Origin of the sequence: Rhodococcoides corynebacterioides, from assembly GCF_019834675.1 — a bacterium.
In the GTDB taxonomy this organism is placed as follows: Bacteria; Actinomycetota; Actinomycetes; order Mycobacteriales; family Mycobacteriaceae; genus Rhodococcoides; species Rhodococcoides corynebacterioides_A.
The window spans coordinates 114,902-136,129 of the sequence record NZ_JABUBU010000004.1 but is presented as its reverse complement, the minus strand read 5'-3'; the positions used below and the strand labels follow the sequence as shown (position 1 = coordinate 136,129).

Genomic DNA, 21,228 nt, shown 5'->3' with positions numbered 1-21,228 from the left:
AACGGTCGACGGTGCGGGTCAGACGCCGGTCGGGTGCGGGAACTCGCCCCGTGCGGCCTCGTACGCCGCGCCGACCCGGTAGAGCCGGTCGTCCGCCAGCGCGGGAGCCATGATCTGCAACCCGACGGGCAGTCCGTCGGCGAGGCCTGACGGCACCGACATCGCCGGGTGGCCGGCGAGGTTGGTCGGCAGCGTGCAGAGGTCGTAGAGGTACATCGCGATCGGGTCGTCGACCTTCTCCCCCAACGGGAACGCCGTCGACGGCGTGGTCGGCGAGACCAGGACGTCGACCTTCTCGTAGGCCGCGTCGAAGTCGCGCGCGATGAGCGTGCGGACCTTCAGCGCCTGGCCGTAGTAGGCGTCGTAGTACCCCGCCGAGAGGGCGTAGGTCCCGATCATGATGCGGCGCTTGACCTCTGGGCCGAACCCGGCGGCCCGCGTCATCGCCATGACCTGCTCGGCGCTGTGCGTGCCGTCGTCGCCGACCCGCAGTCCGTACCGCATCGCGTCGAACCGGGCGAGGTTCGAGGAGACCTCCGACGGCAGGATCAGGTAGTACGACGCCAGGGCGTGATCGAAGGACGGGCAGGAGACCTCGACCACCTCGGCGCCGAGCGAGGTCAGCACCTCCACGGCGGCGTCGAAGGACGACAGCACGCCCGGCTGGTAGGCGTCGGAGTGCAGTTCCTTCACGACGCCGACCCGCACGCCGCGCAGGTCACCGCCCGCACCGGCCCGCGCCGCCGCGACGACGTCCGGGACGTCGGCGTGCAGCGAGGTCGAATCGCGCGGATCGTGCCCGGCGATGACCTGGTGCAGCAACGCCGTGTCGAGCACCGTGCGGCCGCACGGCCCGCCCTGATCCAACGACGACGCGCAGGCGATGAGGCCGTAGCGCGAGACGCCGCCGTAGGTGGGCTTGCAGCCGACGGTGCCGGTGACCGCCGCCGGCTGGCGGATGGAGCCGCCGGTGTCGGTGCCGATGGCCAGCGGCGCCTCGAACGACGCGAGCGCCGCGGCGGACCCGCCGCCCGAGCCACCGGGGACGCGAGTGGTGTCCCACGGGTTGAGCGTGGGCCCGTACGCACTGTTCTCGGTCGAGGAGCCCATGGCGAACTCGTCCATGTTGGTCTTGCCCAGCAACGGGATTCCCGCCGCCCGCAGCGCGGTGGTCACCGTCGCGTCGTACGGCGAGCGCCACCCCTCGAGGATCTTCGATCCCGCCGTGGTCGGCATGTCGGTGGTCGTGAAGACGTCCTTGAGCGCCAACGGAACTCCCGCGAGCGGGGACGCGGGCTCGTCCCCCGCCGCGAGCGAGGCGTCGACGGCGCGGGCCGCGTCCAGGGCGGCGTCGTGCGCCACGTGCAGGAACGAGTGCAGGGTTCCGTCGACCTGATCGATGCGGTCGAGGTGGGCGCGCGTGACCTCCTCCGAGGACACCTCGCGCGTGCGGATGCGCTCGGCGAGATCGGCTGCCGTCAGGCGAATCAGGTCGGTCACTGCTCTTCTCCCAGAATGCGCGGCACGGCGAATCGGCCCTGCTCCGACGACGGCGCCTGGTCCAGCGCGCCGTCCTGTCCGAGGCCGGGAACGACGACGTCCGGGCGGGTGATGTTGGTCACGGCCAACGGATTCGCGGTGGGGTCGACGTCCGCGGTGTCGACCTCGGACACCGCCTTGACGTGACCGAGGATGGAATCGAGCTGACCGGCGAACTCGTCGAGCTCGGCATCGGTCAGGGCCAGGCGTGACAGGCGAGCCAGGTGGGCGACCTCGTCGCGCGAGATCGCGGCGCCGGGGGCGGTCCCTTCGGTGTCGGTCATGCGCCACAGCCTAGTTCCCGACCCGGGTTCCGTCGGAGCCGCGCCCCACGGCGCGGGCGAGTCGTGCCGTCGGTCGTCCGGTGACAGGATGACCGGCGTGACCTACCTCCTGCGCGCCCGACTCCCCGACCGCCCCGGCAGTCTGGGCTCGCTCGCCGTGGCCCTGGGCTCGGTGGGTGCGGACATCCTGTCCTTGGACGTGGTCGAACGGGGCCGTGGCCACGCCGTCGACGACCTCGTCGTGGACGTCGCACCGGGCTCGTTGCCCGACACCCTCATCACCGCCGCCGAGCAGCTCTCCGGGGTGTCCGTCGACTCCATCCGGCCCTACGCCGGGGTGCTTGACACCCACCGCGAACTCGAGCTGATCGACCGGGTGGCCACCGCCCACGACGACCGTCTGCAGACCCTCGTGGACGGAGCGCCGCGCGTGCTCCGGGTGGGCTGGAGCGTGGTCGTGGCGGCGACGGCCACCGGCACCACCACCGTCGTGGAGAGTTCCGGTGCGCCCGAGATCCGCGCGCAGTCCATGCCCTGGCTGCCCCTCGAGAACGCGCGCACGCTCGACGGCGACCAGGACGGTCTGCCGCAGTCGTGGCGGGACATGGACACCTGCGTCGCCGCGGCGCCGCTGGGCTCGACCGGTCGCGCCCTGGTGCTCGGCCGCCCCGGCGGGCCGGACTTCCGACCCTCCGAGGTGGCCCGTCTGGGCTACCTAGCCGGCATCGTCGCCACCGTCCTCGGCTGACTCACCGCCCTCGACCAGCGCCGACGCGGCGTCGGGTCCCTGCTCGAGCAGCACCGTGAAGCCGGCCTCGTCCAGGACGGGGACGCCGAGCTGCAGGGCCTTGTCGTGCTTGGACCCCGGGGACTCCCCGACCACCACGAAGGCCGTCTTCTTCGACACCGACGACGCCGCCTTGCCGCCGCGGGCGAGGATCGCCTCCTTGGCGTCGTCCCGGCTGTAGCGCTCCAGCGACCCGGTGACCACGATCGACATCCCCTCGAGGTTGCGCTCGATGGACTCGTCGCGCTCGTCCTCCATGCGCACGCCCGCCGCCGCCCACTTGTCCACGATGGCGCGGTGCCAGTCGACGTCGAACCACTCGACGACGGCCCGCGCGATGGTGGGACCGACGCCGTCGGCCGCGGCGAGTTCCTCCTCCGACGCCGAGCGCACGGCCTCGAGACTGCCGAACCGCGCCGCCAGCGCGCGGGCGGCCGTCGGCCCGACGTGGCGGATGGACAGACCCACCAGCACCCGCCAGAGCGCCTGGTCCTTGGCGCGCCCGAGGTTGTCGAGCAGCCGACGACCGTTGGCGGAGAGCGCACCCGCCTTGGTACGGAAGAGAGCGGTGCGAGTGAGCGAGTCCTCGGTCAGGTCGAACAGGTCGCCCTCGTCCTCGATCACCCCGGCGGCGAGCAGTGCGGTCGCGGCCTCGTACCCGAGCACCTCGATGTCGAACGCCCCGCGGCCGGCCACGTGGAAGACGCGCTCGCGCAACTGTGCCGGGCACGAGCGGGAGTTGGGGCACCGGATGTCGGCGTCGCCCTCCTTCGACGGGGCGAGCGTCGTGCCGCACTCCGGGCAGTGCGTCGGCATGACGAACTCCCGCTCGTCCCCGGTGCGGGTGTCGACCACCGGACCGAGAACCTCCGGAATGACCTCTCCCGCTTTGCGAATGACGACCGTGTCCCCGATCAGCACACCCTTGCGCTTGACCTCGGAGGCGTTGTGCAGGGTGGCCAACGACACGGTGGATCCTGCGACGAGGACGGGCTCCATGAACGCGAAGGGGGTGACCCGGCCGGTCCGGCCGACGTTGACCCGGATGTCGAGCAGCGTGGTGGTGGCCTCCTCCGGCGGGTACTTGAACGCGATGGCCCAGCGCGGCGCACGGGACGTGTTGCCCAGCCGCCGGTGCAGCGCCATCCGGTCGACCTTGACCACCAGACCGTCGATCTCGTGCTCGACGTCGTGCCGGTGCGCGCCCCAGTACTCCATGCGCTCGACCACCTCGTCCGCACCCTGCGCCACGACGGTGTGCGACGACACCGGCAGCCCCCACGCCGCCAACGCGTCGTACGCCGCGGACTGCGTCTGCGGCTCGAACCCCTCCAACCGGCCGAAGCCGTGGCAGATCATGCCGAGGCGCCGCCGCGCGGTGACCGCGGGGTTCTTCTGGCGTAGCGACCCGGCCGCGGAGTTGCGCGGGTTGGCGAACGGCGCCTTGCCCTGCTCGACCAGCGAGGCGTTCAGCGCCTCGAAGTCGCCGAGCCGGAAGAAGACCTCACCGCGCACCTCGAGCAGCGAGGGAACCGGGAATTCCTCGGTGCCGGTGAGGGTCTCGGGAATGTCGTCGATGGTCCGAGCATTGAGGGTGACGTCCTCCCCCGTCCGGCCGTCGCCGCGGGTGGCCGCGCGCTCGAGAACGCCGTTGCGATACACCAGGTTCAGGGCGACCCCGTCGATCTTCACCTCGCACAGGTAGGCCAGACCCGCCCCCGCTTCGGCCTCGACCCGGCCGATCCAGGCACGGAGCTCGTCGACGTCGAAGACGTTGTCCAGGGACAACATTCGCTCGAGGTGGTCGACGGCCGTGAAGTCGGTCTCGAAGCCGCCGCCCACCAACTGCGTCGGCGAATCCGGCGTCCGCAGGTCCGGGTACTGCTCCTCGAGATCCTGCAGTTGCCGCAGCAGCGCATCGAACTGCCCGTCCGAGATGGTCGGTGCGTCCCGCACGTAGTAACGGAACTGGTGGCCGCGGATCTCCTCGGCCAACTCCTGCCACTGCGCGATCACCTCGGCACTCGCGGGCACCGACGGTGGGGGCTGATTCTCCGTCACTCCCGAAGACTATCGGAGGCCACCGACACCCCCGGTGACCTGCGGTCGGGTCCCGGTGACCTCCGATCGGGCCCTGGCGACCTCCGGTCAGAGGGCGGCGGGATCCTCCGCGAACGCCGTCGCGACCTCCCGCACCACGGTGAGCGCCCGCCGCGCCCACCCCGGGGACGCTCCGGCGAGCCCGCACGCCGGCGACACCGCCACCCGATCGGTGAGGACGGAGCGCGGGAAACCCAGCCGATCGATCAGCTCGACCGCGGGCCGGGCCGCGTCCTTCCAGCTCGGCTCGCGCGCACCCGGCGCCGGATCCGTTCCCGGCAGGAGGCCGAGCACGGCGACACCCCCGGCGTCGAGGAAGGCCCCCAGGGCGTCGTACCGCGCGGGGCGCACCAGCGACACGTCGAACGCGACGGCGTGCACCCCGGCGCGCGCGAAGATCTCGAAGGGCACGTCCTCGGCACAGGAATGCACGATCACCGGGCGTCCGAGCCGACTCGACACGGCGGTGAACCGCTCGGCCACGTCGGGGGCGGGAACGGCGGGCACCCGTTCCAGGCTCGTCTGCCCGACCAGCGTGCCGGCCAGCACCGCGGCCAGGCGCGGTTCGTCGAGCTGCACGACGACGTCGGCCCCGAGGCGTCGCGCCACCTCGTCCGCGTGCGCGGCCACCCCCTCGGCGAGGGACTCGGCCACGTCGCGCGCGGCTCCGGGGTCGGTCAGCACCCGGCGGCCGCGGGCGAGTTCGACCTCCGCCGCGAGCGTGTACGGCCCGGCGGCCTGGACCTTCACGGTGCGTCCTGCGCCGCGCAGTCCGGCGAGCTCCCACTTCTCCTCGAGCACGTCGAGATCCTCGGCGAGCAGGTCGCGCGCGCGCCGAGCGGTGCCGTTCCGGCCGCCGGCCAGCCGGTAGCCCGTGGTCGACACGTCGAGGTCGAGATCGACCAGCAGCGCCCCGGTCCGGCCCACGGTGTCGGCGCCGAGGCCGCGAGCGGGCAGCTCCACCACGTGGGGCAGGTCCGGGAGTTCACCGAGCACGGTGGACACGGCCTCACCGATGTCGGTACCCGGCCACGATCCGATGCCCGTGGCACGGCCGGCCACGGGTGGGGTCGGGGTGGTCACTCGGCCGATCGATCGCCGGCGACGACAGGCGCCGCCGAGACCGTGGCGGCGATGGTGCCGCTGCCGATCACGACGTCACCGGCGGGGTCGGGACGGTAGAGCACGGCGGCCTGACCGCGCGCCACCCCGGTGAGCGGGGTGTGCAGGGTGATCTCGAGGGCGTCCTCGCTCACCCGCGAGGTCGCCGGTGCGAGCCCACCGTGGGCGCGCACCTGCACGACGCAATCGACGTCGCCGACGGGCGCGTCGCCGGAGGTCCACACGGGCGACCCGGCGGTGATGCCGTGGACGTTCAGCCGCTCCGCCGACCCGACGCGCACCGTGCCCGTCTCCGGCTCGATCGCGGTGACGTATCGCGGCTTGCCGTCAGGAGCCGGACCCGGCAGCCCGAGCCCCTTGCGCTGACCGACGGTGAAGCCGTGCACGCCGTCGTGCTCGCCGAGCGTGTCTCCCGTCTCCGCGTCCACCACGGCGCCGGGACGGACACCGATGCGGGCGCCCAGGAAAGCCCGGGTGTCGCCGGAGGGGATGAAGCAGATGTCGTGACTGTCGGGCTTGTCCGCGACGGCGAGCCCGCGGGTCGCCGCTTCCTCGCGGACCTGCGCCTTGGGGGTGTCGCCGATCGGGAACATCGAGCGCGAGAGCTGCCGGGCCGTCAGCACGCCGAGCACGTAGGACTGGTCCTTGTCGGCGTCGACCGCTCGGCGCAGCACCCCGTTCTCGAGGCGGGCGTAGTGACCGGTGGCCACGGCGTCGAATCCCAACGCCTCGGCCCGGTCGGCCAGGGCCGCGAACTTGATCTTCTCGTTGCACCGCAGGCACGGGTTCGGCGTCTCGCCGGCGGCGTAGGCCGCGACGAAGTCGTCGATGACGTCCTCCCGGAACCGCTCCGCGAAATCCCAGACGTAGAACGGGATTCCGAGGACGTCCGCGGCACGACGGGCGTCGCCGGCGTCCTCCTTCGAGCAGCATCCGCGCGACCCGGTCCGGAGAGTGCCCGGCGCGGTGGACAGTGCCAGGTGGACGCCGACCACGTCGTGTCCGGCGTCGACCGCTCGTGCGGCGGCCACCGCGGAATCGACTCCGCCGCTCATGGCAGCGAGAACTCGCATCGTCTGTCCTAACCTCGGGATCGACCGGACGACGCCATGCCGGCGGCCCTGGCTCGCTCGACCACCCGCGGCAGCGCGGCGAGAGCGGCATCGACGTCGGCGTCGGTGGTGGTGTGGCCCAACGAGAATCGCAGGGAGCCCCGCGCGTCGTCGGGATCGACACCCATCGCCAGCAACACGTGCGACGGGCGGGGAACGCCGGCCGTGCAGGCCGACCCGGTGGAGCACTCGATGCCGGCGGCGTCGAGCAGCATCAGCAGCGAATCGCCCTCGCAGCCCCGGAAGGTCACGTGGACGTTGCCGGGCAGGCGACGTTCGCCGCTGGCGCCGTTGATCCGCGCGTCGGGGATCGCGGCCACGATGCCGTCGGCGAACCGGTCACGCAGGGCGCTCAGGCGAGCCTCGGTGTGCGGACGGTCCGCGACGGCCACCGCCAGCGCCGCGGCCATCCCCACCGCACCGGCGACGTCGGGAGTACCCGACCGCACGTCGCGCTCCTGTCCCCCGCCGTGCAGCAGCGGCTCGCACGCCACGGATCGGCCCAGCAGCAGCGCGCCCACGCCCTGCGGACCGCCGAACTTGTGCGCGGCGATGGACAGGGCGGACAGCCCGCTCCCGGCGAAGTCGACCACCCGGCTGCCGACGGCCTGCACGGCGTCGCTGTGCATCGGGACGTCGAACTCGGCGGCGACGGCGGCGAGCTCGGCGATCGGCATGACGGTGCCGACCTCGTTGTTCGCCCACATGATGGACACGACCGCGACCTCGTCGACATGCTCCTCGAGGGCTCGGCGCAGGGTCGCCGGCGCCACGGTGCTGTCATCGTCGACGGGCAACCAGGTGACGGACGCGCCCTCGTGCCGTTCGAGCCACTCGACCGCGTCCAGCACCGCGTGATGCTCGACGGCACTGGTGATCACGCGGGTGCGGCGCGAATCCGCCGCACGTCGGGCCCAGAAGATGCCCTTGACGCCCAGGTTGTCGGACTCGGTGCCGCCGGAGGTGAAGATCACCTCGGACGGGCGGGCTCCCAGCGCGGCCGCCACGGATTCCCGCGATTCCTCGACGCGCCGACGGGCCGCGCGGCCGGACCCGTGCAGCGACGACGCGTTGCCGCGCGTGCCGAACACGTCGACCATGGCCTCGATCGCAGCCGACACCATCGGCGTGGTGGCGGCGTGATCGAGGTAGACCGTGGGCCGCGCGGGGCGCGACGAACCGGGATCCGTCATGACGGCGACCAGTTTAGCCGCTACCGCGGGTGCCGCCGCGCGTGCCGATCGTCACCCGGCGCGCAGGACCTCCCCGTGACGAGCAGCGGCGCGGTCGACGACGACCGGCGGAACCCGACGCGAGGTGACGCGCAACGGGGGGACGGCAACGAGGTCGCCGGTACCGCGCACCACGGATTCGGCCCGGCGCGCGAGGTCGCGTCGATCACTGCCGACCGCGTCCAGGTCGGCGCCCGTGACGACCTCCGCGCGGACTCCCCGCAGGCGCAGGATGCGGGACATCGACTCCCCGATCCCCTCGGCCCCGACGAAGGCGGTGGCGGTGCTCGGCGCACCCGTCCGCTCCCGATAGGCGATGCCGACCGGGCGCACGGTCGCCCCCGTCTCGATCGCTGCCTGGAACAGAGCCGGACGGAACCGGCCGTAGGCCGTCCCGCACCACGTGGTGCCCTCGGGGAACACGACGACGGTCGCTCCCCCGCGCAGCGCGTCGGCGACCTCGTCGACGGTGTCCGGCAACGTGCGAAGCCGGTCGCGGGCGATGGGAACGACCTTCACGATGCGGGCCAACAGGCCGAGGACGGGCCAGTCGACCAGGTCGGCGCGCGCGACGAACCGGCACGGGAAGCACGCGGCCAGAACCAGGATGTCCGTCCAGGAGACGTGGTTCGCGACGATCAGGGTGCCGACGCCCGAATCGGCGGGCTGGACGTCCGGCCTGTCGTCGGCCGGCCGGACGTCCGGCCTGCCGCCCCGCCGGTCGAGACCGATGCCCAGCGCGGCGAGCAGTCCGCGCGCGCCGAGGCGGGCGGCGGCGCGACGGCCCGGCGCCGGCAGCACGCGGCCGGCGAGCAGGAGGGGAAACACCAGCAGGAGGGCGCCGACGAGGACGCAGCGCACCACGACGCGCAGGGTGCCGGCGGTGGCCACCGGCGCCGTGCGGCATCCGGTGCCGCAGGGGCTGGCCGGCATCCAGGCGTGCGTCACCGGTCGCCGCCGGACGCCGGGGTGCGTTCCGGCACCGCACCGGCCGCCGATCGCAGCCGCTCGAGGTACCGCACGTTGGCGTCGTCCATGTGCAGCAGCGCGACGAAGTCCGCCACGCCGAACTCGGGGTCGTGGGCCGGTTCGCCGCAGATCGACGCGCCCATGCGCAGGTAGCCGCGCAGCAGCGGCGGCACCACGGTCCGCACGGGGGGCGCGATGTCCTGCAGGTCGACCCCGTCCACGCGCACCGTGGTGCGGGGGTACGCCCGCCGGGCGCTGCGATGGCGAGCCGCCACCAGATCGCGGACCCCGCGCACGTGCGCGCCGACCGGCGCGCCGTCGCCGAGGTCCATGGGCACCGAGACGCAGCCCATCACCCGGTCGTGTCCGCCCAGGTCCAGGTAGCGCAGGATGCCGGACCACATCAGCGCGAGCACGGCGCCGCTGCGGTGCTCGCGCTCGACGCAGGCGCGGCCCATCTCGACGGTGCCGAGTTCGAAGGCCCGCAGTTCGCTGATGTCGAACTCGGTGGCGGTGTAGTAGCCGCCGGCGCGTTCCGCACCGGCGGGCGTGAGCATCCGGTAGCAGCCGACGACGGCGTCGGTCTCGTTCTCCACGACCAGCAGGTGGTCGCAGTGCTCGTCGTAGCGGTCGACGTCGAGGCCGTCGGCGAAGGACGCCGCGGCGAAACCGGGTTCCGAGCCGAAGACGTCGGCTCGGAGTCGTTGGGCGGCCCTGGCGTGGTCCGGGGAGGCGCCGACGAGGAGGGAGTAGTGCCGATCCGCGAGGAGCACTCGCGTGTCGGGTACCGCGAGCAGAGCTCGCGTAGCGGGTGCTGAGAGCAGCGATCGCGTGTCGGATGGTGACGTCGTCGAGATCGATCGAACGGTCATGGCCCGAATCTGTCGCGCCCGAACGTCCGTGCGGCCACACCCGTGTGCCGTGTTCGTGGCAGGTACGTGACCATTCGTGAAACGAGCCGGGCCCCGTCACCGGTGGAGGTGACGGGGCCCGGCCGACGAGCGGCTGCGACGCGAGATCAGCCCTTGCGCTTCTTGACCGCCTCGGTCAGCTGGGGTGCGACGTCGAACAGGTCGCCCACCACGCCGTAGTCGGCGATCTCGAAGATGGGGGCTTCCTCGTCCTTGTTGACCGCGACGATGGTCTTGGACGTCTGCATGCCGGCGCGGTGCTGGATGGCGCCGGAGATGCCGAGGGCGACGTAGAGCTGCGGGGAGACGGTCTTGCCCGTCTGACCCACCTGGAACTGGCCCGGGTAGTAGCCGGAGTCGACGGCGGCGCGGGAGGCGCCGACGGCGGCACCGAGCGAATCGGCGAGCTCCTCGACCACGGAGAACTTGTCGGCGCTGCCGACACCGCGGCCACCGGAGACGACGACGGACGCCTCGGTGAGTTCCGGACGGTCGCCGCCGACGATCGGGTCGCGCGAGACGACGCGGACGACGGCCTCTTCCTGGGCCGGGACCTCGACGTCGACACGCTCGCCGGCACCGGCCTGCGGCTCCGCCTCGATCGCACCGGGGCGGACCGAGATGACCGGCACGTCGCCGTTGGTCTTGGCCTCGACGGTGAACGCGCCACCGAAGATCGAGTAGGTGGCGGACTTGTCGGCGCTGACCGACACGACGTCCTGGTGGAGACCGGCGCCCAGGCGAGCGGCCAGACGTCCGGCCACCTCCTTGCCCTCGATGCCACCGGAGGTGATGATCGCGGCGGGCGACGCGGACTCGGCCAGCGAGGCGAGCACGTCGACCTTGGGGGTGACGAGGAAGCCGTCGACGTCGTCGGACTCGGCGACGTAGATCTTGGCCGCACCCGCCTCGGCGAGTGCGTCGGCGATCGCGTCGGTGGTGCCGGGCGCGCCGGTGACGACGGCCGCGGGCTCACCGAGAACCCGTGCGGCGGTGATGAGTTCGGTGGTGACCTTCTTCAGTGCCCCGTCGGCGTGCTCGACGAGGACCAGTACCTCTGCCATGTGACTGACTCTCCTGTGTTCGGGCCGTGCGATGGACGGGGGTGACTAGATGATCTTCTGCGAGACCAGGTAGTCGGCGACCTTGGAGCCGCCGTCGCCCTCGTCGGTGACGCGCTCGCCCGCCGTCTTGGGGGGCTTGGGGGTGACGTTGGTGACCGTGGTGCCCGCGTTGTCCACGCCGACCGTCTCGGGCTCGACGCCGATGTCGGCGAGGGTGAGCACCTGCACCGTCTTCTTCTTGGCGGCCATGATGCCCTTGAAGGACGGGAATCGCGGCTCGTTGATCTTCTCGGTGACCGAGACGATGGCGGGGAGCTCGGCCTCGAGGCCGAAGACGCCCTCGTCGGTCTCGCGCTCGCCGGAGACCTTGCCGTCGGCGACGACGAGCTTGCGCATCTGCGTCAGCTGCGGGATGCCGAGGTACTCGGCGATGATCGCCGGGACGGCGCCGATGCGGCCGTCGGTGGCCTCGTTGCCGGCGATGACCAGATCCGCGGCCTCACCGTTCTCGAACTCCACCTGGCCGAGCGCGGCGGCCAGGGCCCACGCGGTCTGGATGGCGTCCGACCCGTGCATGGCGGGGTCGTTGACGTGCACGGCGCTGTCCGCGCCCATCGACAGGGCCTTGCGGATGGCCTCGGTGGCGCGGTCGGGGCCGGCCGACAGAACCTTGACCTCACCGCCGTCGCGCTCCTTGATGAGCAGCGCTTCCTCGACGGCACGCTCGTTGATCTCGTCCAGCACGGCGTCCGCGGCCTCGCGGTCCAGCGTGTAGTCGCCGTCGGAGAGTTTGCGCTCGGACCACGTGTCCGGGACCTGCTTGATCAGTACGACGATGTTCGTCATGGGTCTGCGTCGACCTCCTGTGTCGTGTTGGTGACGATCCGGTCCGATCACTACCCACCGGTAGGTCGACGGTGCTGCCCGACGTTCCCGGTGCGTGCGGTGGGTGCATCCACATCCTGCCGCTGTGCTGTGGACGTTACCCCATCCAGGGTTACTGATCGGTAACTTACTCCTCCGTCAGATATTTTCAAGCCCTCGTCCCCACGTGCGAGGGTGTGTCGTGTCACGAACTACGCTCGCCCGGATGAACGACGCGACACCGGCAGGGCCGACACCGAGTGGGGACCCGCTCCCGCTCACGGGCGAACGCACCGTCCCCGGGATCGCCGAGGAGAACTACTGGTTCCGACGCCACGAGGTCGTCTATTGGGACATCGCGCCGCGGTGCGCCGGCCTGACCGTCCTCGAGGCCGGACCGGGCGAGGGCTACGGCGCGGCGGCCATCGCCGAGTCCGCGCGCCGAGTGATCGGTGTCGACTACGACGTCGCCGCCGCCGAACACATCGCCGGCCGGTACCCGACAGTCGACATCACCCGCGGCAACCTCGTCGACCTGCCCGTCGCGGACGCGGCCGTCGACGTCGTGGTGACGCTGCAGGTGATCGAACACCTGTGGGACCAGGACCGCTTCGTCCGCGAGTGCCGGCGCGTCCTCGCGCCGGGCGGCATGCTGATCATGAGCACGCCCAACCGCATCACCTTCTCCCCCGGCCGCGACACGCCGCTCAACCCGTTCCACACCCGCGAGCTCGACCCCACCGAACTGACCGACCTGATCGTCGCCGGCGGATTCTCGGTGGACTCGCTCACCGGGGTGCGGCACGGGCCGACCCTGCGCGAGCTCGACCGACGCCACGGCGGCTCCTTCGTCGACGCCCAGATCGAGCGCGCGCTGGCCGGCGAGCCCTGGCCGGACGAGCTGACCCGCGACGTCGCCGGCATCACGGTCGACGACTTCGAACTCACCCCCGACGATCTCGACGCGAGCCTCGACCTGGTGATCGTCGCGCGCGCACCGCTCGCTCCGTGACCGATTCGAGCGCGGGGCGCTCCGTGACCGATTCGAGCGCGGGGCGCTCCGTGACCGACTCGAGCGCGGGGCGCTCCGTGACCGACTCGAGCGCGGGGCGCTCCGTGACCGACTCGAGCGCGGGGCGCTCCGTGACCGACTCGACCCCGCGGCCCGTGCCCGGGATGTTCGCCCTGGTGCTGCACTCGCACCTGCCGTGGCTGCCCCACCACGGCCGGTGGCCCGTCGGCGAGGAGTGGCTCTACCAGTCGTGGGCCGGGTCCTACCTGCGCGTCGTCGACGTCCTGCGTCGGCTCTCCGCGGAGGGCCGGACCGACCTGCTGACCCTCGGCGTGACCCCCGTCCTCGCCGCCCAGCTCGACGATCCGCACGCTCTCGACGGCATGCATCACTGGCTCGGCAACTGGTCCCTGCGCGCCGCCGAGGCCGCGGCGTCACGGGACGCGGACCGTCGCGCGGCGGGTCACCGCGAGTACGGCGAGGCGGCGCACGCGCTCGCCGAGTTCGAGACGCGGTGGCGCCACGGCGCGTCGCCCGTCCTGCGACGCCTGGTCGACGACCACGCCGTCGACCTGCTCGGCGGGCCCCTGATGCACCCGTTCCAACCGCTGCTCGATCCGCGACTGCGGACCTTTTCGCTGCGCGAGGGTCTGCGCGACGGCGCTCGCCGTCTCGGCCGCACGCCCGCCGGCATCTGGGCACCCGAGTGCGCCTTCACCATGGGAATGGAGACCGGTTACGCGGCGGCCGGGGTGAGCCACTTCCTGGTCGACGGACCCGCGCTGCGCGGCGACACCACGCTCGGCCGTCCCGTCGGTGACACCGACGTGGTGGCGTTCGGGCGCGACCTTCCCGTCAGCTACCGCGTGTGGTCGCCGAAATCCGGCTATCCCGGCCACGCCGCGTATCGCGACTTCCACACCTACGACCACGAGAGCGGGCTCAAGACCGCCCGCGTCACCGGCCGCTCGGTCGCCGGTCCCGACAAGGCGCCCTACCGGCCGGACCTCGCCGCCGGGGCGATCGCGGACCACGTGCGGGACTTCGTCGACGTGGTTCGCCGCCGCCTGCAGGACGAGCACGACCGCACCGGCCGCCCCGCCCTGGTGACCGCGGCCTTCGACACCGAACTGTTCGGCCACTGGTGGCACGAGGGGCCGGACTGGCTCGAAGCGGTGCTGCGGGCGCTGCCCGCGGCCGGCGTCGAGATGGGCACGCTGTCCGGGGCGCGCGCGGCCGGATACGTGGGCGAGCCGGTGGCGCTGCCGGACACGTCCTGGGGGTCGGGCAAGGACTGGCGCGTCTGGGCCGGCGAGCAGGTGCAGGACCTGGTGCAACTGAACGCCGAGGTCACCGCGACGGCCCTCGGCTCAGTGGGCACCGTGGGCACCGTGGGCATCGTCGGGGCCGCCGAGCGCGACCGGACGGCCGACCAGATCCTGCGTGAAGCGCTGCTCGCGGTGTCGAGCGACTGGGCGTTCATGGTGAGCAAGGACTCCGCGGCGCAGTACGCCCGCGATCGCGCCCACAAGCACGCCCACGCCGTCCGGGAGATCGCCGCCGCGCGCACGGCCGGACGACCGGACGTCGCCGCCCGGCTCGCCGCCGGGTGGAACGCCGCCGACGGGCTGTTTCCCGACCTCGATGCCCGTAGGCTCCCGACGAGCGAACACCGGCCCGAGGGGTCACCGGTCGTCGGGAAGGGGTGAGATGAGAGTCCTGCTGGTCTCCTGGGAGTACCCGCCCGTCGTGGTCGGGGGCCTGGGACGGCACGTGCACCATCTCGCGACCGAACTCGCCGCCGCCGGTCACGAGGTGGTGGTCCTCGCCCGCCGCCCGACGGGCACCGACGGCTCCACCCACCCCACCGAGGCCGTCGTGGCCGACGGAGTTCTGGTGGTGGCGGTCGCCGAGGATCCGGCGCACTTCGCGTTCGGCGTGGACATGATCGAGTGGACCCTCGCGCTGGGTCACGCGATGGTGCGCGCCGGACTCGCCCTGTCGAAGCCGGGCGTCGGCGAGGGGTGGGTGCCGGACGTCGTCCACGCCCACGACTGGCTGGTCGCCCATCCGGCGATCGCCCTGGCCGAGTTCTTCGACGTGCCGCTGGTGACCACGTTCCACGCGACCGAGGCGGGCCGGCACAGCGGCTGGGTCTCGGGCCGGGTGAACCGTCAGGTGCACTCCATCGAATGGTGGCTCGCGCAGGAGTCCGACGCCGTGATCACGTGTTCGGCGTCGATGGACGACGAGGTCGCCCGCCTCTTCGCCCCGCCCGGCCCGATGCACGTGGTGCGCAACGGAATCGACACCTCCACGTGGACCTTTCGTCCCCGCGACACGGTCGGACGTCCTCCCGCCCTGCTGTACGTGGGTCGCCTCGAGTACGAGAAGGGCGTGCAGGATCTCATCGCCGCGCTCCCCCGCCTGCGCCGGACGCACCCCGGCACCACCCTGACGATCGTCGGCGACGGCACCCAGCGGGACCACCTGATCGAGCTCGCTCGCACACACCGCGTGCGTCGTTCCGTGGTCTTCGCCGGTCCGGCCGATCACGACGGCGTGCTGGACCACCTGCACCGGGCCGACGTCCTCGTCCTGCCCAGCCGGTACGAGCCGTTCGGCATCATCGCGCTCGAGGGAGCCGCGGCCGGCATTCCCGTCGTCGCCTCCACCGCGGGCGGGCTGGGCGAAGCCGTCACCGACGGGGTCACGGGTCGCTCCTTCGCCCCCGGCGACGTGGCCGGGCTCGCCGCCGCGGTCCGGCGCTCGCTGGACGAGCCGCAGCGCACCCGCGCACTCGTCGACGCCGCCCGCGAGCGCCTCACCGCCGACTTCTCGTGGTCGACGGTCGCCCGCGAGACCGCCACGATCCTCACCGCCGCGAAACGTCGCGTGCGCACCCCGTACGCGCGACCGCACGTCGTCGAACGGCCGCTGCCGGAACGGGATTCGAGCTAACCCGGCAGGTCGGTGGTCCCCGCCGCCTTCTTGCGCGCGATGTCCTCGAGCGCGGCCACGTACTTCGCGCGGTCCGCCGCGCCCGCGTCCCAGTCCGCCTTGCGATTGCGCACAACGCGGGCCGGGGCGCCCACCGCGATCCCGTAGTCGGGCACGTGGCCCTTGACCACCGCGTGCGCGCCGAGGACGCATCCCCGACCGACGACGGTCTCGCGCAACACCGTCACCTTGGCGGCGATCCAGGTGTCGGGCCCGATCCGCACGGGCGACTTCACGATGCCCTGGTCCTTGATGGGGACGGTGACGTCCTCGGTGCGGTGGTCGAAATCGCAGATGTAGCACCAGTCGGCGACGAGCGTGGAGGCACCGATCTCGATGTCGAGGTACGTGTTGACCACGTTGTCCTTGCCGAAGACCACCTTGTCGCCGATGCGCAGCGACCCTTCGTGGCACCGAATCGCGTTGCCGTCACCGATGTGCACCCACCGCCCGATCTCGAGGCGGGCCAGTTCCGGCGTCGCGTGGATCTCGACGTTCCGGCCGAGGAAGACCATGCCGCGCAGAACGACGTGCGGATTGGCGGCCTTGAACTTGGCCAGGCGGTAGTAGCGCACCAGATACCAGGGCGTGTACGCCCGGTGGGCGAGAACCCAGCGCAGCGACGCGAGGGTCAGGAACCGGGCCTGATCGGGATCGCGTCGCCGCGAGCCACGCCACCGCGACCGCAGTGGGGCGTTCCACATGCTCGTCATGACCGGTCACCCTAATCGCCGCGGATCGACGGACCGCACACACCGGCCGCGCTCCGAGTCCGGCCGGACCCCGGGCCGGGGCGGTCGGTCCGATAGCATCGCGATGCCCCGATCCGACCCCGCAGGAGCCTGCATGCCCGACGAGTACCCGCACCGGACCCGACGCCCGGTGCGCGCTCGGTCGGCGATCGCGCTGGTGGCCGCCGCCGGTCTGATCGCGGCGTGCGGAACCGGCGACGGACCGGTCGACATCTTCGGCGACGGCGGCTGGCGCGGCGGCCTGTCGGACGCGCACAACAGCGCCTCGGTGGCTCCGGACGGCAGCCGCGACCTCGCCCTGGAGTGGACGCGTCCCCTCGGTGCGGAGATCGCCACCCGGCCCTCGATCGCCCCCAACGGACAGATCACGGCGTCGATGGCGGCGTCGGGCAACTGTCCTCTCGGCTCCTTCCAGGGCGAGTCGGGTCGCAAGCGGTTCTGCAACGGCCTGGGCCCGTCGGGGGTGTCCTCCACTCCCGTCGCCGACACCGCGTCGAACCTCTACGCGGGCGAGGACGGCGCCGTGGTCTCGGTCAACCAGAACGGCCAGACCCGGTGGCTCGCACCGGTGTACGGCGTTCCGCGCACACCCCAGTTCCTGCCCGACGGCAACCTGCTCGCGATCACGCAGTTCGGTCAGGTGAATGTGCTGTCGAACCAGACCGGGCAGGCGGCCGCCCCCGTCCTCGACCTCGTGCCGACCCCGGACGTGCTGGCCGCGCCCGACACCGCACTGCGCCCCGCCGACGACGGACTGGTGGCCTGCCTCGGCGGGGGCCCGTCCTGCCCGGTCGCCGCGGCGCCGGCGGTCGATCTCGCCGCGAGCGTCGTCTACGTGGTCCTGTGGCGGGACGGCGCGATCGCCCCGCAGGTGGTCGCCCTGAAGTACACCGCCGGGCCCGAGCCGAGCTGGTCCGAGGAGTGGTCCTCGGAGCTGCTCCCGACCGCCGTCACGTCGAGTCCCGTTCTCTCCCCGGACGGTTCGCGTCTCTACACCACCGACGTCGAGGGTTCCGTGCGCGCGTACGACACCGCCGACGGCCGGGAGGTCTGGACCTACTTCGTCGGCGACCGCGCGCCGGGCAGTGTGGCCGTGGCCCCGGACGGCACCCTGGTGCCCTCGGGCGGGGCCGGCGCCACGCTGCGGGCGGTCCGCGACGCCGGTGACACCCCGGACGTGGTGTGGGAGCGCACCGATCTCGTGCAGGCGGGTGCCCCCGCCGTGGCCGGCTCCACCGTCTACGCGGTGACCGGCACCGACGAGTTGTCGCTCACCACCGTCGATCTCGCCACCGGGGAGACCGTCGACACCGACGCGCTGCCCGGCGCGGCGGGCTACAGCCCCGGTGTGGTCGTGGGGCCGGACCGCGAGGTCGTCGTTCCCGTGGGCCTCGGGACGCTCTACTCGTTCCGCTGATCGCCGGCCTACTGGATCGACCGGGCCTGCCGAATCGACCCGGGCGGCGGGGTCCGCTCGTCGCCGACGGTGCGAGGTCCGCACACGAACGCGACCGCGGTGCGCCCGATCCGGGTGATCACCAGCGACAGTGGAGTCGATCCGCGCAGCGCGAGTCTCGGTCGCAGCACCGCCGGGTCGACGTCCACGCCGCGCACCAGGATCTCGAGGGAGCCGCAGTCCCGGCGCGCGAGGTCCTTGCGTAACTGCTTCTCCTGCATCGGCAGTCGCTCCAGGATCTCGAACCCCGACCTGTCCGGCGGAATGCGGTCGCCGGTGAGATGCGCGATGCGCGGGTCGAGTTGCCACAGCCCGTGACGGGCGGCGTAGTGGCGCACCAGCCCGGCGCGCACCACGGCGCCGTCGGGATCGACGATGTATCGCCCCGGCGCGCGGTCGTCGATGTCGTCCGGATCCGTGTCGACCACCGTCGTCGGAGGCCGTCCCGTGCGCAGGACGGTCGCCCGTCGCCGCACCGCGGGATCGGCCACCCCACCGATCCACAGACACGCCTCGCGCACGGCGCCGTCGAGCGAGACCACCTCGATCTCCGCGTCGTCGGGCAGTCGAGCGAAATCCAGGCCCGGCGCGCACTTCACCACCAGGTCGCGCCCGGCGTAGGCCGAGAGCAGGTGCGGCAGAGGGGGTTCGAGCGCCGCGGGGTCGCGGATGCGGCGGCCACCGGCACGCCGTCCCGGGTCCGCGATCACCACGGTGCCGCGGGTCACCGGGGTCAGCGCGTCGGCGCGCAGAACCGGGACGTCGGGGACGTTGTGCGCGGCCATCGCCAGACGCACGGGGTCGAGGTCGCTGCCCACCACCGACGCCGCCGTCGCCCGCAGCGCGTGCAACTCGGTGCCGATCGAACAGGTGACGTCGTGGATCGCGCGACCGGCGAGCCGACGCGCGCGGTGCGCCGACACCGCGTCCGGGGTGGCCTGCTGGACGGCGTCGTCGGTCAGCAGCCAGGACCCGGCCGCCGCGAGCTTGGTGCGCGCCCTGCGCCGGACCGTCACCGTCTCCACCAGCGCGGGGGCGTGCGCGCCGAAGCGTGCGCGCACCCGCGCCAGGTCGCCGACCAGGGAGGCCGGGGTCAGGGCGTACCCGTCGACCTCGGCGAGTGCCTCCGCGGCACCCGTCAGGTACTCGACGTCGGCGAGGTCGAACGCGTAGCCCACCGAGTCAGTCGGTGGCGAGCGGCTTGGTGCCGGTGATCATGACGTTGTAGAAGTAGCCGCGCGGCACCACGTGGTGGAGCACCTTCTCGTCGAGCCAGCTGAGCGACTTCCAGCCGGTGAAGGCGAACCGCGCCCATCCCCAGCCGAGCTTCTCCGCCGGCACCGCGGCCTCGAACGTGCGCACCGGCCACCCGAGCAGGGCGGCGGCGAACTCCTCGGTCTTCGCCTGCACCCCGTCGGCGCCGGCCGCGGTCGCGATCGCCTCGAGTTCCGCCGGGTCGAACGTGTGCAGGTCGACGACGGCCTCGAGCGCGGCGGCGCGCGAGGACTCGTCGAGTTCCTGCTGCGGGCGACGCCAGTCGGCGAGGAACGGCAGCTTGGTCACGCGCGTCGTGGCCTCCCACGTCGCCCGGCCGAGCCAGCGCGCGTAGAAGTTGCCGACGGTGGTCGGCTCGCCCGCGAACACGAAGCGGCCGCCGGGCTTCAGCACCCGCAGCACTTCCCGCAGGGACTGCTCGACGTCCGGAATGTGGTGCAGCACTGCGTGACCGACGACGAGGTCGAACGTGTCGTCGTCGTACGGGATGGTCTCCGCGTCGGCCACGCGCCCGTCGACCGGCAGACCGAGGTTCTCGGCGTTGCGCAGCGCGACCTTGACCATGCCCGGCGACAGGTCCGTCACCGAGCCGGTGGCGGCGACTCCGCTCTGCATGAGGTTGAGCAGGAAGAAGCCGGTGCCGCAGCCCAGCTCCAGCGCCCGCTCGTACGGCAGCGGCTGATCGCCCGCCACCGCGTCGAAGCGGCCGCGGGCGTAGTCGATGCAGCGCTGGTCGTAGGAGATGGACCACTTGTCGTCGTACGTCTCGGCTTCCCAGTCGTGGTAGAGCACCTGGGCGAGCTTGGTGTCCGAGCGTGCGGCCGCCACCTCCTCGGCACTGGCGTGCGGCCGAGGTGCCGGGTCGGTGGTCGCGTCGGCCGAGGAATCGGCCGGGATCGGGTCGTGACGAACGGTCATGAAAACAGAGCCTAACCGGTGCCCCGCGGCCGCCGACGTCAGTTCCCGGTGAACTCGGCCTTGCCGGGGCCGTTCTCGAGGAAGGACGACATGCCGATCGACCGGTCGTCGGTGGCGAACAACGACGCGAAGACGTGCGCCTCGATCTTCAGCCCCGTGGCGAGGTCGGTGTCGAGGCCCTCGTCGATCGCCGCCTTGGCCGCCGCCAACGCGCGCGACGCCCCGCCGACGAACTGGCTCGCCCATGCGCGCGCGGCGTCGTACACCGCATCGGGAGCCACCACCTCGTCGACGAGTCCGATGCGCAGCGCCTCCTCCGCGCCGACGAACCGGCCGGTGAAGACCAGGTCCTTGGCGCGGCTCGGTCCGATCAGGCGGGCGAGCCGCTGAGTGCCGCCACCGCCCGGAATGACGCCGAGGAGCACCTCCGGCACGCCGAGCTTGGCGTTGTCCCCCGCGATGCGCCGGTCGGCACCGAGGGCGACCTCGAGGCCACCGCCCAGGGCGTACCCCGTGATCGCCGCGACCGTCGGCTTGGGAATCGACGCGACGGCCCCCAGGCCCGCCTGCAGCTGCCCGATCGCGTCGGTCATCTGCTGGGCGCTCATTTCGGCCATCTCCTTGATGTCCGCACCCGCGGCGAAGACCTTCTCGCCGCCGTACACGATCACCGCACGCACCGACTCGTCCGCCGTCGCCGCCGCGGCGACCTCGCGCAACTCCCCCTGCACCTGCCGGTTGAGCGCGTTCATGGGCGGGCGGGAGAGCCGGATGGTGCCGATACCGCCGTCGACGTCGAGTGTCACGAATTCAGCCATGGCGGTGAGGCTA

The 21,228-nt window shown here is 72.5% G+C and carries 19 protein-coding genes; 5 read left to right on the top strand and 14 right to left on the bottom strand.

What is annotated here, in order from left to right; genetic code table 11:
• Positions 1–18 precede the first annotated feature (18 nt).
• Both gatA and gatC read right to left on the bottom strand, forming a co-directional pair.
• Entirely contained in the window at positions 19–1,500 is a 1,482-nt protein-coding gene (gene gatA, locus HQ603_RS08490; protein ID WP_222684097.1) for an Asp-tRNA(Asn)/Glu-tRNA(Gln) amidotransferase subunit GatA, read from the bottom strand.
• Positions 1,497–1,823 carry an Asp-tRNA(Asn)/Glu-tRNA(Gln) amidotransferase subunit GatC gene (gene gatC / locus HQ603_RS08485; protein WP_222684096.1) on the bottom strand — a complete coding sequence of 109 codons (327 nt, stop codon included), beginning with the start codon at positions 1,821–1,823 and terminating at the stop codon, positions 1,497–1,499. Before gatC ends, gatA begins: the two co-directional genes overlap by 4 nt.
• A 97-nt stretch (positions 1,824–1,920) precedes the next feature.
• On the opposite strand from gatC, the gene HQ603_RS08480 reads away from it, so the two are divergent.
• Positions 1,921–2,571: an amino acid-binding protein gene (locus HQ603_RS08480; RefSeq protein WP_222684157.1), complete on the top strand. Its 651-nt coding sequence runs from the start codon at positions 1,921–1,923 to the stop codon at positions 2,569–2,571.
• On the opposite strand, the gene ligA is transcribed toward HQ603_RS08480, so the two are convergent.
• The 8 genes from ligA to HQ603_RS08440 all read right to left on the bottom strand — a co-directional run bounded on the left by ligA (position 2,539) and on the right by HQ603_RS08440 (position 11,966).
• On the bottom strand, positions 2,539–4,671 hold the full coding sequence (gene ligA / locus HQ603_RS08475) for an NAD-dependent DNA ligase LigA (protein ID WP_371831027.1): 2,133 nt from the start codon (positions 4,669–4,671) through the stop codon (positions 2,539–2,541). The genes HQ603_RS08480 and ligA overlap by 33 nt on opposite strands.
• Before the next feature lie 87 nt (positions 4,672–4,758).
• Entirely contained in the window at positions 4,759–5,793 is a 1,035-nt protein-coding gene (locus HQ603_RS08470; RefSeq protein WP_222684095.1) for a methionine synthase, read from the bottom strand.
• Positions 5,790–6,905 (bottom strand): tRNA 2-thiouridine(34) synthase MnmA, encoded by a 1,116-nt coding sequence (gene mnmA, locus HQ603_RS08465; protein ID WP_222684094.1) that lies wholly within the window; start codon positions 6,903–6,905, stop codon positions 5,790–5,792. Before mnmA ends, HQ603_RS08470 begins: the two co-directional genes overlap by 4 nt.
• An 8-nt stretch (positions 6,906–6,913) precedes the next feature.
• Complete coding sequence (locus HQ603_RS08460; RefSeq protein WP_222684093.1) at positions 6,914–8,137, bottom strand: cysteine desulfurase family protein; 1,224 nt, start codon at positions 8,135–8,137, stop codon at positions 6,914–6,916.
• 51 nt (positions 8,138–8,188) lie between these two features.
• Positions 8,189–9,109: a lysophospholipid acyltransferase family protein gene (locus tag HQ603_RS08455; RefSeq protein ID WP_222684092.1), complete on the bottom strand. Its 921-nt coding sequence runs from the start codon at positions 9,107–9,109 to the stop codon at positions 8,189–8,191.
• Positions 9,110–9,120: 11 nt separating this feature from the next.
• Positions 9,121–10,017, bottom strand: coding sequence for a GNAT family N-acetyltransferase (locus tag HQ603_RS08450; protein WP_222684091.1), 897 nt, complete (start codon positions 10,015–10,017; stop codon positions 9,121–9,123).
• Between the two features lie 146 nt (positions 10,018–10,163).
• Positions 10,164–11,120: an electron transfer flavoprotein subunit alpha/FixB family protein gene (locus tag HQ603_RS08445; protein ID WP_222684090.1), complete on the bottom strand. Its 957-nt coding sequence runs from the start codon at positions 11,118–11,120 to the stop codon at positions 10,164–10,166.
• A 45-nt stretch (positions 11,121–11,165) separates the two neighbouring features.
• Positions 11,166–11,966, bottom strand: coding sequence for an electron transfer flavoprotein subunit beta/FixA family protein (locus HQ603_RS08440; RefSeq protein ID WP_222684089.1), 801 nt, complete (start codon positions 11,964–11,966; stop codon positions 11,166–11,168).
• Positions 11,967–12,210: 244 nt separating this feature from the next.
• On the opposite strand from HQ603_RS08440, the gene HQ603_RS08435 reads away from it, so the two are divergent.
• From HQ603_RS08435 to HQ603_RS08425, 3 genes are all read left to right on the top strand, one after another.
• Entirely contained in the window at positions 12,211–12,996 is a 786-nt protein-coding gene (locus HQ603_RS08435) for a class I SAM-dependent methyltransferase (RefSeq protein WP_222684088.1), read from the top strand.
• A gap of 164 nt (positions 12,997–13,160) precedes the next feature.
• On the top strand, positions 13,161–14,705 hold the full coding sequence (locus HQ603_RS08430) for a 1,4-alpha-glucan branching protein domain-containing protein (RefSeq protein ID WP_222684155.1): 1,545 nt from the start codon (positions 13,161–13,163) through the stop codon (positions 14,703–14,705).
• A gap of 1 nt (position 14,706) precedes the next feature.
• Positions 14,707–15,957 (top strand): glycosyltransferase family 4 protein, encoded by a 1,251-nt coding sequence (locus HQ603_RS08425; protein WP_222684087.1) that lies wholly within the window; start codon positions 14,707–14,709, stop codon positions 15,955–15,957.
• Here HQ603_RS08425 and HQ603_RS08420 read toward each other — a convergent pair.
• Entirely contained in the window at positions 15,954–16,709 is a 756-nt protein-coding gene (locus HQ603_RS08420; protein WP_222684086.1) for an acyltransferase, read from the bottom strand. The genes HQ603_RS08425 and HQ603_RS08420 overlap by 4 nt on opposite strands.
• 133 nt (positions 16,710–16,842) lie before the next feature.
• Here HQ603_RS08420 and HQ603_RS08415 point away from each other — a divergent pair, with 133 nt between their 5' ends.
• Complete coding sequence (locus HQ603_RS08415) at positions 16,843–18,165, top strand: outer membrane protein assembly factor BamB family protein (protein WP_222684085.1); 1,323 nt, start codon at positions 16,843–16,845, stop codon at positions 18,163–18,165.
• 8 nt (positions 18,166–18,173) lie between these two features.
• Here the strand turns inward: HQ603_RS08415 and HQ603_RS08410 are convergent, their stop codons facing one another.
• From HQ603_RS08410 to HQ603_RS08400, 3 genes are read right to left on the bottom strand one after another with little or no spacing between them, the layout of a single operon-like run.
• Positions 18,174–19,382 carry a class I SAM-dependent methyltransferase gene (locus HQ603_RS08410; RefSeq protein ID WP_222684084.1) on the bottom strand — a complete coding sequence of 403 codons (1,209 nt, stop codon included), beginning with the start codon at positions 19,380–19,382 and terminating at the stop codon, positions 18,174–18,176.
• Positions 19,383–19,386: 4 nt separating this feature from the next.
• A complete protein-coding gene (locus HQ603_RS08405; protein WP_222684083.1) occupies positions 19,387–20,397 on the bottom strand; it encodes a class I SAM-dependent methyltransferase in 1,011 nt (336 codons plus the stop codon).
• A 38-nt stretch (positions 20,398–20,435) separates the two neighbouring features.
• Complete coding sequence (locus tag HQ603_RS08400) at positions 20,436–21,215, bottom strand: enoyl-CoA hydratase/isomerase family protein (protein ID WP_222684082.1); 780 nt, start codon at positions 21,213–21,215, stop codon at positions 20,436–20,438.
• Positions 21,216–21,228: the final 13 nt, after the last annotated feature.

Excerpts from the sequence above, each read along its gene's own strand:
- gatC (WP_222684096.1), bottom strand. The coding sequence starts at position 1,823 with ATGACCGACACCGAAGGGACCGCCCCCGGCGCCGCGATCTCGCGCGAC.
- mnmA (WP_222684094.1), bottom strand. The coding sequence starts at position 6,905 with ATGCGAGTTCTCGCTGCCATGAGCGGCGGAGTCGATTCCGCGGTGGCC.
- HQ603_RS08460 (WP_222684093.1), bottom strand. The coding sequence starts at position 8,137 with ATGACGGATCCCGGTTCGTCGCGCCCCGCGCGGCCCACGGTCTACCTC.
- HQ603_RS08455 (WP_222684092.1), bottom strand. The coding sequence starts at position 9,109 with ATGCCGGCCAGCCCCTGCGGCACCGGATGCCGCACGGCGCCGGTGGCC.
- HQ603_RS08450 (WP_222684091.1), bottom strand. The coding sequence starts at position 10,017 with ATGACCGTTCGATCGATCTCGACGACGTCACCATCCGACACGCGATCG.
- HQ603_RS08445 (WP_222684090.1), bottom strand. The coding sequence starts at position 11,120 with ATGGCAGAGGTACTGGTCCTCGTCGAGCACGCCGACGGGGCACTGAAG.
- HQ603_RS08440 (WP_222684089.1), bottom strand. The coding sequence starts at position 11,966 with ATGACGAACATCGTCGTACTGATCAAGCAGGTCCCGGACACGTGGTCC.
- HQ603_RS08435 (WP_222684088.1), top strand. The coding sequence starts at position 12,211 with ATGAACGACGCGACACCGGCAGGGCCGACACCGAGTGGGGACCCGCTC.
- HQ603_RS08430 (WP_222684155.1), top strand. The coding sequence starts at position 13,161 with ATGTTCGCCCTGGTGCTGCACTCGCACCTGCCGTGGCTGCCCCACCAC.
- HQ603_RS08425 (WP_222684087.1), top strand. The coding sequence starts at position 14,707 with ATGAGAGTCCTGCTGGTCTCCTGGGAGTACCCGCCCGTCGTGGTCGGG.
- HQ603_RS08420 (WP_222684086.1), bottom strand. The coding sequence starts at position 16,709 with ATGACGAGCATGTGGAACGCCCCACTGCGGTCGCGGTGGCGTGGCTCG.
- HQ603_RS08415 (WP_222684085.1), top strand. The coding sequence starts at position 16,843 with ATGCCCGACGAGTACCCGCACCGGACCCGACGCCCGGTGCGCGCTCGG.
- HQ603_RS08405 (WP_222684083.1), bottom strand. The coding sequence starts at position 20,397 with ATGACCGTTCGTCACGACCCGATCCCGGCCGATTCCTCGGCCGACGCG.
- HQ603_RS08400 (WP_222684082.1), bottom strand. The coding sequence starts at position 21,215 with ATGGCTGAATTCGTGACACTCGACGTCGACGGCGGTATCGGCACCATC.